Consider the following 12898-nt stretch of genomic DNA (forward strand, 5'->3'; position numbering starts at 1 on the left):
GCGTCTCACCGTCTGCGCGTCCGTGTCTCGACCGGGTCCCAGCCGGGACGCGTCGCACGCATCCCCTGCTTGCGACCGCGGGAGCGGTAGACGATGTACGGCCGCACGAGGTACCCGACGGGCGCTGACCACACGTGCACGAGCCGCGTGAACGGCCACAGAGCGATGAGCAGCAGGCCGGAGATCACGTGGAGCGCGAACAGCACAGGGATGCCGTCCATGAGCGCGACGTCAGGCTGGAAGTACATGGTCGAGCGGATCCAGGGCGAGATCGTGCCGCGGTAGTCGTACCCGCCGCCGATGATCTGCTCGACGACGGTTGCGGCCGTCCCGAAGCCGATCGCGCCGCCGAGCATGACGAACATGAGCTTGTCCATGCGGGTCGTCGCGAGGAACACCGACCGCGTGCGGCGCCTGCGGAAGATGAGGATCGCGAGGCCCGCGACCGTGAGCACGGCCGCGAACGTCCCCAGCCACGTCGCACCCAGGTGGTACATGTGCTCGTTGATGCCGATCGCGTAGAGCCAGCCGCGCGGGATGAGGAGCCCGACGACGTGCCCACCCGCCACCATGAGCACACCCACGTGGAACATGGGCGATCCCCAGCGCAGCAGCTTCTTCTCGTAGACCTCGCTCGACCGCGTCGTCCATCCGAACTGGTCGTAGCGGTAGCGCCACGCGTGCCCGACGATGAACACGGCGATGACGACGTAGGGCAGGACGCCCCACAGGAGGATGTCGGTCGCGCTCATGGTGTCGCCTCCGGACGGACGGACGGGAAGGGAAGGAGAGTTCCGCCGATTCCGACCATCTCCTGGGGCGGTCCGGCGGCAAGCAGGTCGACGAAGCGTGCGGCGGCCGCGTCATCGACGTGCGGCAGGGTGCGGCACAGTGCGTCGAGCACGAAGCGGTAGGGGCTGCGCACGTGGTGGAGAGCCGAGCGCAGCAGCTCGATGCCCTCGCGGTGCGTCGCGAGGAGCATGTCGACGACGGGACCGCCGTCGCGCGCCGAGAGCTCGAGGACGGTGGGCAGGAAGTCGGGCAGGTCGTCGTCGCCGAGCTCCCAGCCGCACGCGGCGAACGCCTCCGTGAACGTCACGAGCGCCATGCCGCGGCGGCGCGTGTCTCCCGAGGAGTAGTACGTGAGGTGAAGGGCGCAGCGACGCTTCTGGTCGAACGTCTCGACGTAGTACTCCTGGGTGCGGTCGATGCCCCACTCGCGGATCGTCTGGATGTGGGCGCGCAGGTCGTCGCCGATGATCGCGGGCAGCGACTCCGCGGTTATCTCGACCGCGTCGAGACGCGCGTCGTGGTCGGGCCCGGGGTAGTCGAGCAGCAACGACGCCGCCATGTGCGTCGCGCGCCGCAGCGCGTCCGGCATCGTGACGGGCTCGAGGAACGGCAGCGGCTCGGTGCGTCCCCCGCGCCGGGGCGCGGTCGACGCCGCGGGCACGGCCGTCATGGGCGCGGCGGGACCGGCCGGGAGCGGCGCCCGGCCGGTGACGCGCTGCCAGAGGGTGGGGGCGCTCGCCGTCACAGCCGCGGCCCTCCCTCGGGAAGCGACGACGGCCCGGGGTCGGGCCCGACGTCAGTGCCCTGGTCGGGCTCGGGGCCGGCCGGCGGGGTGAGACCGTCAGGGTCGGGCGCGCCGGGTGCGTCCTCGTGTGCGTGCTCGTGCGGGGCGTCCTCACGCTCGGGGAAGAGCCCCGGCGGGGTTCCGTTGCCGTCCCACGTGAGCAGGTTGACGCGCGAGCGCGGCTCGTCGATCGCGTCGGCGGTCTGGCGCTCCTTGAGGACGTGGAAGTTCTCGACGGTCGCGCGCAGCGGGGTTCCGCTCGACGAACCGAAGCGAGGACCGCCCATGCCGGGGCCGCCGTCATGGTCGAGCGAGCAGCCCGAGTCGAGCTCGTCGAGGCCGAGCATCTCGAGCTCGCGCGCCGTTTCGGCGTGCGCGGTCGGGATGACGTAGCGGTCCTCGTACTTGGCGATCGCGAGCAGCTCGTACATCGCCTCGATCGTCGGACCGTCCATGCCGACGGCCTCCGCGATGCGCGGGTCTTGGTCGACGCCGAGGTTGACGTTGCGCATGTGCGACCGCATGGCCGCGAGTCGCTGCAGCGAGGAGACGACGGGTGCGGGGTCGCCCGCGCTGAACAGTCCGGCGAGGTACTCGATCGGGATGCGCAGCTTGTCGATCGCGTGGAAGAGCGTCGGGGCGTCCTCGCCGTCGTTTCCGGAGTCGGTGACGACGTCGACGACGGGCGACAGCGGCGGGACGTACCAGACCATCGGCATCGTGCGGTACTCGGGGTGCAGCGGGAGGGCGACCTCGTAGCGTGCGATGAGGTCCCAACACGGCGAGTTCTGCGCCGCCTCGATCCAGTCCTCCGCGATGCCGTCGCGGCGGGCGGCCTCGATGACCTCGGGGTCGTGGGGGTCGAGGAAGACGGAGCGCTGCGCCTCGAGCAGGTCCTTCTCGTCGGGCGTCGCGGCGGCTTCGAGGACCTTGTCCGCGTCGTACAGGACGAGCCCGATGTACCGCAGGCGCCCGACGCACGTCTCGGAGCACACGGTCGGCTGACCGACCTCGAGGCGCGGATAGCACATCGTACACTTCTCGGCCTTGCCGGTCTTGTGGTTGAAGTACACCTTCTTGTACGGGCATCCGGTGACGCACATGCGCCAGCCGCGGCACTGGTCCTGGTCGACGAGGACGATGCCGTCCTCTTCACGCTTGTACATCGCGCCCGACGGGCACGACGCGACGCACGACGGGTTGAGGCAGTGCTCGCAGATGCGCGGCAGGTAGAACATGAACGACTGCGAGAACTCCGCCTCGACGCGCTTCTCCATCGTCGCGAGGATCGGGTCCTGCTGCATCGTCTCCCCGGCACCACCGAGGTTGTCGTCCCAGTTCGCCGACCACTTGATCTGCATGTCGTCACCGGTGAGGAGCGACATGGGCCGGGCGACGGGCGTGTGCTCGCCCTGCGGGGCGGAGATGAGCGTGTCGTAGTCGTACGTCCACGGCTCGTAGTAGTCCGAGATCTCGGGCAGGACGGGGTTGGAGAAGATGCTCGCCAGCTTCGTCAGGCGACCGCCGGCGCGCAGCTTGAGACGGCCGCGTCGGGTCAGCTGCCAGCCGCCCTTCCACCGGTCCTGGTCCTCGTACGTGCGCGGGTAGCCGATCCCGGGCCGCGTCTCGACGTTGTTGAACCACACGTACTCCATGCCGGACCGGTTGGTCCACGCCTGCTTGCACGTGACCGAGCACGTGTGACAGCCGATGCACTTGTCGAGGTTCATCACCATCGTCATCTGAGCCATGACTCGCATCAGTACTGCACCTCCTGGGAGCGACGACGAATGGTCGTCACCTCGTCGCGCTGGTTGCCCGTCGGGCCGAGATAGTTGAACGCGAACGAGAGTTGCGCGTACCCGCCCACGAGGTGGCTCGGCTTGAGCAGCACCCGCGTGAGGGAGTTGTGGATACCGCCGCGCAGGCCCGAGGTCTCCGACCGCGGCACATCCACGGTGCGGTCCTTCGCGTGGTACATGTACACCGTTCCCTCCGGCATGCGGTGGGAGACGATCGCACGGGCCACGACCACGCCATTGCGGTTGTAGGACTCGATCCAGTCGTTGTCCGTCACGCCGATCTTCCCCGCGTCCTGCGGTGACATCCAGATCGTGGGCCCGCCACGCGAGAGCGCGAGCATGAACAGGTTGTCCTGGTACTCGGAGTGGATCGACCACTTCGAGTGCGGCGTGAGGTACCGCACCGCCACCTCGGCATGACCGTCGGAGCCCTTCACCCCCGTCGCGTCGGTCGAGCCCACGCGCACGTCACCGAAGAGGCGGTGCATGTCGAGCGGCGGCCGGTAGACCGGAAGCGACTCCCCGAGCTCGCTCATCCAGTCGTGGTCGAGGTAGAAGTGCTGGCGTCCCGTCAGCGTGTGCCAGGGGCGGGAGTGCTCGACGTTGATCGCGAACGCCGTGTAGCGGCGCCCGCCGTGCTCCGAGCCCGACCACTCGGGCGAGGTGAGCACCGCGACGGGCTGCGCCTGCGTCTGCGCGAACGTGATGCGCTGCCCCTCGTTGTCCTCGGCGAGCTGCGCGAGACGCGTACCCGTCCGACGCTCGATGTCACGGAAGCCCTGCACCGCGAGGCGTCCGTTCGTCGTGCCCGAGAGCGCGAGGATCATCTCGCACACCTGCTGTGCCTTGTCGAGGCGCGGGCGACCGGCCGCCACCCCGGTGCCACCGACGAGGCCGTTACGCACACCGAGCTCCGCAACCTCCGGGGTCGGGTCGAACGCCACCTGCTTCGTCACCATGCCGAGCCGGTCCGTGAGCGGGCCGAGAGCCGCCCACTTCTCACCGATCTTCGTGTAGTCACGCTCGACGACGACGAGCTTGGGCATCGTCGCACCCGGGATGAGCTCGGCCTGCGCCGGAACCTCACCGCGCGGGTAAGCCAGCTCGTCGGGCGTGTCGTGCATGAGCGGGACTGCGACGAGGTCCGAGCGAGCCTCGAGGTGCCCGACGGCGAGCCGCGAGACCTCCTGCGAGAGCGTCGCGTAGATGTCGAAGTCCGTCCGCGTCTGCCACGGCGGGTTGATTGCCGGGTTGAACGAGTGGACGAACGGGTGCATGTCCGTCGACGAGAGGTCGTACTTCTCGTACCAGGTCGCGGCCGGCAGGACGACGTCCGAGAAGAGTGTCGTCGACGTCATCCGGAAGTCGCTCGTGACGAGCAGGTCGAGCTTGCCCTGAGGGGCCTCCTCGCGCCACGTCATCGTCGTGGGCCGACGCTCCGGACCCGCCTCTTCCGCGAGGACCGCGGAGTCGGTCCCCAGCAGGTGCTTGAGGAAGTACTCGTTGCCCTTGCCCGACGAGCCGAGGATGTTCGCTCGCCACACGTTGAGCACGCGCGGGAAGTTCGCGGGGTCGTCGGGGTCCTCGCACGCATACCGCAAGGAGCCGTCGTTGAGGGAGTCGACGACGTGCTGCGCGGGCTCCTTGCCCGCCGCACGCGCCTCGTCGACGAGGTCGAGCGGGTTGCGCGAGAACGTCGGGTAGCTCGGCATCCAGCCCCGCTGAGCCGACTCGACGAGGCAGTCGGCCGTCGTGCGGTCGGCGAACGTGCCCTCAGCGAGGGGCGACGCGAGGGCGTCGGCGGGGAGCCCGTCGTAGCGCCACTGGTCCGTCGCGAGGTACCAGTAGGCCGTGCCGATCATGTTGCGCGGGGGACGCTGCCAGTCGAGCGCGTTGGCGTACTGGTTGTAGCCCGTGAGAGGACGCACCTTCTCCTGGCCGACGTAGTGCGCCCAGCCACCGCCGTTGACGCCCTGGCAGCCCGTCATCGCGGTGAGCGCAAGGAACGTGCGGTAGATCGTGTCGGAGTGGAACCAGTGGTTGGTTCCCGCGCCCATGAGGATCATCGAGCGGCCGCCCGAGTCCTCGGCGTTCTGTGCGAACTCGCGGCCGATCCGCGCGGCGAGCTCGGCCGGGACCGAGGTGATCTCTTCCTGCCAGGCGGGGGTTCCCGGGGTCGTCGGGTCGTCGTAGCCGGTCGGCCACGTGCCGGGGATGCCCTCACGACCGACGCCGTACTGCGCGAGCATGAGGTCGTAGACCGTCGTGACGAGCTCGTCGCCCACGGCGACGACCGGCACGCCGCGCCGGACGGCGCCCGCGCCACCCGTGTGCCGTCCCTGCTCGGTCGTGCCAGGCACGGCCCCGTCCTTCTCGGGGTCGCCAGGGGCGACGTCGAAGCGCGGCAGGTCGAGCTCGACCGCCTGCCCGTCCCACGTGGCCAGGTCCATGACGGACAGCCGCGGGTCGAGGTCGCCGAGCTCGAGGTTCCAGGTCCCTGCCTTGGCGGGGTCGAAGCGGTGGCCGAGCGAACCACCGGGGATCTTCACGGCGCCGTCAGCGTCGAGGACGACGGTCTGGAACGCCGCGTCGCGGTCGCTCGACGGTGCCGGGAGGTCCGCCCCCGTGAGGAACTTGCCGGGCACCCACGCGTCACCGCGGCGACGCAGCCGCACGAGGTTGGGGGCGTCGGTGAAGCGGCGCATGTAGTCGACGAACCGCTCCGTGCGGCGCGCCACGTGGAATTCCGTGAGGATGACGTGGCCCATCGCCATCGCGAGGGCGCCGTCCGTCCCCGGGTGCGGAGCCATCCAGTCGTCGGCGAACTTCGTGTTGTCCGCGTAGTCGGGCGAGACCGTGACGACTTTCTGGCCGCGGTAGCGCGCCTCGGTCATGAAGTGGGCGTCGGGCGTGCGCGTCACAGGGACGTTCGAGCCCCACATCATGAGGTACGACGCGTTCCACCAGTCCGCGGACTCGGGAACGTCCGTCTGGTCACCGAAGACCTGGGGTGAGGCGACCGGGAGGTCCGCGTACCAGTCGTAGAACGAGAGCATCGTGCCGCCGAGCAGGTGCACGAAGCGTGCGCCCGCACCGTGCGACACCATCGACATCGCCGGGATCGGGCTGAACCCCGCGATGCGGTCGGGGCCGAACTCCTTGGCCGTGTGGACGTGCGCGGCCGCGACGATCTCGGCCGCCTCCTGCCACGTCGCACGGACCAGGCCACCCTTGCCGCGCGCCGCCTTGTACGCACGCGCCGTCTCAGGGTCGCCCGTCACCTCCGCCCACGCGAGGACGGGATCGCCCGTGCGAGACTTCGCGGCCCGGTACGCGTGCAGCAGCGCACCACGCACGTACGGGTAGCGCACGCGCGTGGGCGAGTACGTGTACCAGGAGAAGGCGGCGCCTCGCGGGCAGCCGCGCGGCTCGTACTCGGGTGAACCCGGTCCCACGGACGGGTAGTCCGTCTGCTGCGTCTCCCACGTGATGATGCCGTTCTTCACGTAGACCTTCCACGAGCACGAGCCCGTGCAGTTGACGCCGTGCGTCGAGCGAACGATCTTGTCGTGCGACCACCGATCACGGTAGAACGCGTCGCCCTCCCGGCCCCCTTCGAGGAAGACCGACCGCAGGTCCTCGGAGACCGTGCCCTTGTGCAGTCGCGAACCGACGCGCACCAGCGCGTCAACGAGAGGGTTGTCGAGTCCCGCCGTGCGGGTGGGTGCGTCGGTCATGCTCATCCCTCGTTCTCTCGGCCGGGCGATCCGGTCGGTCGTACTCCCATGGGCGCCGACAGTCCGGCGCCCATGATCAGCTCGGGTGGGGTGCGCCGCGGCGCACGTAGTTGCTCCAGGTCAGCCACGTGCAGAAGGCGAAGTACACCGCCGCGCCGATGAAGAACGCACGCGGTGAGAAGAACGACAGGCCCATGCCCACGATGAAAGGCCCGAAGGCCGCGATCGCGGACGTGAAGCCGATGACGCCGCCTGCGCGACGCTTGTCGAAGATCATGGGCATCTGCTTGAACGTCCCGGCGTTGCCGATCCCAGCGAACGTGAAGATCGCCAGCATGCCGCCGAGGAACCATGCGAACTGCGACACGTCGGTGGGGTCGAGGAAGAAGATCGTGAACACCGTCGAGATCGTCATGCCGATGCCCGCGACGAACGTCCAGATCGCGCCGCCGAAACGGTCGCACAGCGGTCCCCACAGAGCCCGTGTCGCCGAGCCCAGGAGCGGACCGATGAACGCGAACTTCAGCGGATCGGGCGCGTCGGCGAAGCTGCCGAACTCGGCGATCGTGATGAGACCGAGCTGCGCGGCGAAGCCCGCGAACGCGCCGAACGTCATGAGGTAGACCGCGGTCATCACCCAGGTCTGCTTGAGCCGGAAGATGTCGAGCTGGTCGCGGAAGCTCGCCCGGATCGGCACCCGCCGCAGGAAGATCGCGGCGAGGACGATGCCGAGGATCACCCAGGGCACGACGACGAACGGCACGTTGTGCAGCCACAGGTCTCCGCCGCCCGTCGTCTTCTGGGGCGTGAGAACGGCGGTCCCGAAGAGACCGAACCCGACGACCCACGGTGCGATGAGCTGGACGAGGCTCACGCCGAAGTTCCCGATGCCGGCCTGCAGGCCGAGAGCCGTGCCCGACATGCGTTTGGGGAAGAAGTAGCTCGTCGAGGGCATGAAGCCCGCGAACGCACCACCGCCGATCCCGGTCATGAACGAGAGCATGAGGAGCGTCGAGTACGTCGTCGACGAGTCCCGCACGGCGAACGTCCAGCCCAGGATCGGCAGAAGCAGGAGCGTCGTCGCCCCGCCCACGAGCGTGCGTGTGCCCACGACCGGGGGCAGGAACATGAAGATGAGGCGCAGGCTGCCGCCTGCGAGCCCCGGGATCGCCGCGAGCCAGTACAGCTGGCTCGACGAGAGGTCGAAGCCGATGCTGTTGAGGCGCGGAGCGATGGCCGAGACGAGGTACCACACCATGAACGCGAGGGTGAGGTTGTACGTCGTCACCCACAGGGTGCGCCACGCGAGGGACTTGTCCCACGTGCTCTCGTCTTCGGGGTTCCAGTTGGACAGGTCAGCTGCAAGCGCGGAGCCGCGTGTCGTCGCCATGTGCACTCCCGGGTGGGATCAGTCGTTCGGCTGGTCGTCGCCGTGCATCGATCCTGCACCGCGCCACGCGCGCTGCGTCGTCATCGACGCCGTGCTTAATCCACCGTAGCCCCGCACGAGCGCTCTGTCTGCTCGTACGCGCCCGCGACCTGCGCGTCCGCTGGGCCAGCCGGCGAGCAGGTCGACGCCGCCCGAGGCTCTGCTGGCGCCGTTTCGGCGCCTCCCGGCGCGGCCGCCGGGCGCGGCTGGAGCGAGAGCGTGCAGTGGTCGGGGCCGACGAACGGCTGCAGCCGCACGACGTCGTGCTCGCCGCCAGCGGCGTCGAGCGTGCGCTGCGCGAGGCCTTCATGGAGCCGGCAGACGACCTCCGGGAGCGCACGAGCCAGTTCGACGAAGGGGCAGCGCCACAGGTGGAACGTCGCCTCGGACGCCTCGTAGACCGGGTCAAAACCGACGCGGTCGAGGTGCGCCTCGAGCGCCAGGACGTCCCGCCCGGGAGTCGCGCTCCCGGCAGCCTCGTCGGGCACTGCTGCGTCGTTCCACGCGTGCGCCACGACCGCCGCGGCACGTCGCGCCTGCTCGATGCTGTCGTCCAGCCGACGACTCGCCTCCGGGTCGTCCGCCACATCCTGTGCGCTCGTCGCCCGGTAGACCATACGAGGCCGTCCCCGCACCGTGCGCACCTCGGGCTCCCGCCGCACGAGGTCGACCTCGCACAGAACGGCGAGATGCCCGCGGACAGTGTTCGAGTGCAGGCCAGTCGTCGCGACGAGGTCCTCAAGGTGCAACGGACCTGACGTCTGCAGCAGGTGCAGCAGCTCGACGCGGCTCCCCGCAGCCAAGGCCCTGCCGAGGGCGGTGGTGGCGCTCGACACGACGTGATCCTCCTCTGCCACGCGTCCCAGATCAGACTCCATCATGATCCCAGATCCGCTCACTGACTACGCTCGAGGCACGCCCCTGCAAGGAGTTCGCATGTCAACGTCACACCCCCGTCGGGACCGCCCACGACGCCTGCTCGACCTCGTCGGGCGGCGTGAGCGCGCGGACGAGCCGAACCAGCCCTCGACGTTGCGGACGACACACCTGCGCGACGGCGAGGTCGTCGACTCGCGCACCGTTGGTCTCGACGCCTCCGACACGGCAGCCGACACCGCTCTCAGCTACGCGAAGGCGCACCCGGACGGGCTCGTCGTCCTCGGCTACGACATGCCGACGGTCGAGCAGATCGCGCACCTCGGGAGCGTATGGACGTTGCACCCGCTGCTCGTCGAAGACCTCCTTAAGGCGGGCCAGCGACCCAAGCTCGAGCGGTACGGCGACGTGCTCTTCGTCGTTGCCCGGCTCGCCACCTACGACGACCCGACAGAAGACGTGCAGGTCACCGAGTTCCACCTGCTCGTGCGCAGGAACGTCGTCGCCATCATGTGCCAGGCCCGCGGCGGGCAGGCCGTCGGTGACGTCCATCGGATCGCGCGCGACCCCGAGGTCCTGCGGCTCGGCCCGGAAGCGATCGTGCACTCGTTCCTCGACGTCGCGGTCGACGGCTACGCGCACGTCATCGCCGATCTCGAGATCGACCGCGAGGAGATCGAACGGCAGGTCTTTGACGGCGACGAGAAGGCCGCGGAGCGCATCTACCGGCTCTCGCGCGAGATCATCGACCTGCAGCATGCGGCGGTTCCGCTCGTCGCAGTCGTCGAAGCCCTGCGCGCGGGCTTCGACCAGTACGAGATCGACCCCGGACTGCGCGCCTACCTGCAAGACGTCGCCGACCACCTCACGCGCGTCACGGTGTCCGTCGCCGAGCTGCGCGACGCGCTGGCGCAGATCCTCAACGTCAATGCGACCCTCGTCAACCAGCGCCAGAACGAGAACATGAAGAAGATCTCGGGCTGGGCGGCAATCCTCTTCGCGCCCACGCTCGTCGGTGCGATCTACGGCATGAACTTTGACGACATGCCCGAGCTCCACTGGCGGTTCGGCTACCCGATGTCGATCCTGCTCATGCTCGGGGTCGGCGCTGGGCTGTGGCTGCTCTTCCGACGCAACCGCTGGATGTAGCGCGCGGACCGCCCGACTGTCGTCAGTGCGCCCGGCTGTCGTCAGTGCGCCGCGGATCGCAGGCCGTGCGCGGAGGTCACGGCGTTGCTCGCGACGATGAGACCGATCCCGACCCACTCGTTGACGGCGAGCGCCTCGCTAAGCACGAGCCAGCCCATGAGGGCCGCCCAGACCGGGCTGAGACTCGCGAACGTCCCGAAGGCGGGTGCGCTCACGCGCCGCAGCGCAAGCACGTCGACAACGTATGGAACGAGCGACGCGAGGACCGCGCAGCCGGCCGCGAGGGCGAACGCGTGCCAAGTGAGCGCGTGGTGCGCGAACCACCATGCGGCGATCGGCAGCCAGAGCAGCGCGGTGACGCCGCTCGCGAGCGCTGGCCCCTCCAGACCCGCAAACCGCTGTCCGATGGCACGGTTGAGGAGGATGTAGGCCCCCCACGCCGCTGCGGCGGTGAGTGCAAGGGCGAGGCCGACGACGTCCGTCGTCGGGCCAGGCATGGTCAGCACGACGACGCCGACGCCGGCGAGCACCGCGCACGCGAGATCGAGGCGCTTGCGGGAGCCGAAGATCGCGACCGCGAGCGGGCCGAGAAACTCGATCGTCACCGCGAGCCCAAGACCAAGGCGCTCGACCGCGAGGTAGAGCGTGAGGTTCATGACGCTGAAGACCAGGACGAGCCCGAGGACCGTGAGCCACTGCGCACGGTTGCGGCCGCGTACACGGGGTCGGACAGCGGGGACGAGGATCGCCGCCGTGACGAGCTGGCGCAACGCGACGACCCCGACGGGGCCGATGAGCGGGAACGCCTTGGCTCCGAGCGCGGCGCCCGTCTGGCCCGTCGCGGTCCCGACGAGCATGAGCCCGATGCCGATCGCGCGATCACGCGAGCTCGGCACGGACGCGGGAAGGACCTCGATCGTGCTCGGCCCGGCCTGGGGCGCGGGGCGTGCGGGCGCCAGGGAGGCACCGGGGGCCGTGGGCACGGCGGGTGCGCCGGCGCCTGTGGGCACGGCGGGTGCGCCGGCGCCTGTGGGCACGGCGGGGCGGGCGGGTGCGGCGGGTCGCGCCGCGAGGAGGCTCATGGGGGTGACGCTAAGCGCCCCCGCGAACTTCACCTAGTGCAGTTTGCATGGCTGCCATAGCCTGAGGGTATGAATTGGACGCTGCGCGAGCTCGAGGTCTTCGTCGTCGCGGTTGACGCGGGCTCTCTCACCGACGCGGCCCTGCAGCTGCACGTGTCGCAGGCGACGGTCTCGCGTTCGATCGCGGCTCTCGAACGCGCACTCGGCGAGAGGATCCTGCGGCGGGTCCCGCGCGGCTGTGAGCCCACCGCGCTCGGTGTGCAGCTGCTGCCCCACGCGCGCCGCGTGCTTGCTGAGGCGGGTCGCTTCAGCGAGTTCGTCCGCTCCCGGCACGGCCTCATCCGGCTGGGCTACGCGTGGTCGGCGCTCGGTCGCCACACTGCGCCGCTGCAGCGACGCTGGGCCAAGGAGCACGACGACATCGGGCTCGAGCTCGTCCGGTTCAACTCCTCGACGTCGGGTCTTGCCGAGGGGGTGTGCGACGTCGCGATCGTGCGTCGTCCCGTCGACGACAGGCGCTACGGGTCGTTCGTCGTCGGTCTTGAGCGCAGGCTCGTCGCGTTCGCGTCCGACGACGTGCTGTGGTCACGCCGACGGCGGGTGACGATGGCCGAGATCGCGGGCCGGACCGTCGTCATCGATCCCCGCACGGGCACGACGGGCTCGGACCTGTGGCAGGGCGCAGCGACGCTGCCGACGTTCGTCGAGTCGACGGACGTCGAGTCGTGGCTCGACACGATCGCGGCCGGGCGCGGTGTGGGGACGACGGCGCAGGCGACGGCCGACCATCATCCCCGGCCGGGGGTCATCTACCGGCCGATCAAGGACGGTCCACGCATCGCGGTCCGCCTCGTCTGGTTGCGCGATGCCCGCCCACCGGGCCTCGACGAGCTCGTCCACACGGTGACGGAGCTCTACGCAGCGGCCTAGGAGCCTCCCCCCACCAGCCCCGCCCGCCCCGCCCGATAGCCGATCGACACACCTCACATGGACCGATCGACTATCGACGCCCTGGGTCCGGGCCCGGGGCACCGGGGCACCAGGCCACCCGGGGATAGCCGATCGACACACCTCACATGGACCAATCGACAATCGACGCCCTGAGTCCGGGCCTAGGGCACCGGGGATAGTCGATCGGCACACCTCACGTGGACCAATCGACTATCGACGCCCTGGGACCGGGCCCGGGGCACCGGGGCACCGGGGCACCGGGGCACCCGGGGATAGCCGATCGGCACACCTCACAT

General features: G+C 69.8%; 9 protein-coding genes. 2 read left to right on the top strand and 7 right to left on the bottom strand.

The genetic code is table 11. The annotated features are described in order from the left end of the window. Positions 1 to 5 precede the first annotated feature (5 nt). The 6 genes from narI to ACTVCO_RS00475 all read right to left on the bottom strand — a co-directional run bounded on the left by narI (position 6) and on the right by ACTVCO_RS00475 (position 9380). Complete coding sequence (narI, locus tag ACTVCO_RS00450) at positions 6 to 752, bottom strand: respiratory nitrate reductase subunit gamma (protein WP_443726419.1); 747 nt, start codon at positions 750 to 752, stop codon at positions 6 to 8. Further along, positions 749 to 1537, bottom strand: coding sequence for a nitrate reductase molybdenum cofactor assembly chaperone (narJ, locus tag ACTVCO_RS00455; protein WP_443726420.1), 789 nt, complete (start codon positions 1535 to 1537; stop codon positions 749 to 751). Before narJ ends, narI begins: the two co-directional genes overlap by 4 nt. Further along, positions 1534 to 3336 carry a nitrate reductase subunit beta gene (narH, locus tag ACTVCO_RS00460; protein WP_443726421.1) on the bottom strand — a complete coding sequence of 601 codons (1803 nt, stop codon included), beginning with the start codon at positions 3334 to 3336 and terminating at the stop codon, positions 1534 to 1536. The genes narJ and narH overlap by 4 nt, the downstream gene beginning before the upstream one ends. Then, positions 3336 to 7115 (bottom strand): nitrate reductase subunit alpha, encoded by a 3780-nt coding sequence (locus ACTVCO_RS00465; protein WP_443726422.1) that lies wholly within the window; start codon positions 7113 to 7115, stop codon positions 3336 to 3338. The genes narH and ACTVCO_RS00465 overlap by 1 nt, the downstream gene beginning before the upstream one ends. 76 nt (positions 7116 to 7191) lie before the next feature. Continuing rightward, the gene (locus tag ACTVCO_RS00470) at positions 7192 to 8505 is read right to left on the bottom strand and encodes an MFS transporter (protein ID WP_443726423.1); all 1314 of its coding nucleotides are present in this window, start codon (positions 8503 to 8505) and stop codon (positions 7192 to 7194) included. A 95-nt stretch (positions 8506 to 8600) separates the two neighbouring features. Then, positions 8601 to 9380 carry a helix-turn-helix transcriptional regulator gene (locus ACTVCO_RS00475; protein ID WP_443726424.1) on the bottom strand — a complete coding sequence of 260 codons (780 nt, stop codon included), beginning with the start codon at positions 9378 to 9380 and terminating at the stop codon, positions 8601 to 8603. A 100-nt stretch (positions 9381 to 9480) separates the two neighbouring features. Between ACTVCO_RS00475 and ACTVCO_RS00480 the strand changes: the two genes are divergently transcribed. After that, positions 9481 to 10569: a magnesium and cobalt transport protein CorA gene (locus tag ACTVCO_RS00480; RefSeq protein WP_443726425.1), complete on the top strand. Its 1089-nt coding sequence runs from the start codon at positions 9481 to 9483 to the stop codon at positions 10567 to 10569. Positions 10570 to 10610: 41 nt separating this feature from the next. Here the strand turns inward: ACTVCO_RS00480 and ACTVCO_RS00485 are convergent, their stop codons facing one another. Continuing rightward, on the bottom strand, positions 10611 to 11651 hold the full coding sequence (locus ACTVCO_RS00485) for an EamA family transporter (protein ID WP_443726427.1): 1041 nt from the start codon (positions 11649 to 11651) through the stop codon (positions 10611 to 10613). A gap of 69 nt (positions 11652 to 11720) precedes the next feature. On the opposite strand from ACTVCO_RS00485, the gene ACTVCO_RS00490 reads away from it, so the two are divergent. Further along, entirely contained in the window at positions 11721 to 12581 is an 861-nt protein-coding gene (locus ACTVCO_RS00490) for a LysR family transcriptional regulator (protein WP_443726428.1), read from the top strand. Positions 12582 to 12898 lie beyond the last annotated feature (317 nt).

The sequence above is a fragment of the Sanguibacter sp. A247 genome (assembly GCF_052324925.1).
GTDB lineage: Bacteria > Actinomycetota > Actinomycetes > Actinomycetales > Cellulomonadaceae > Flavimobilis.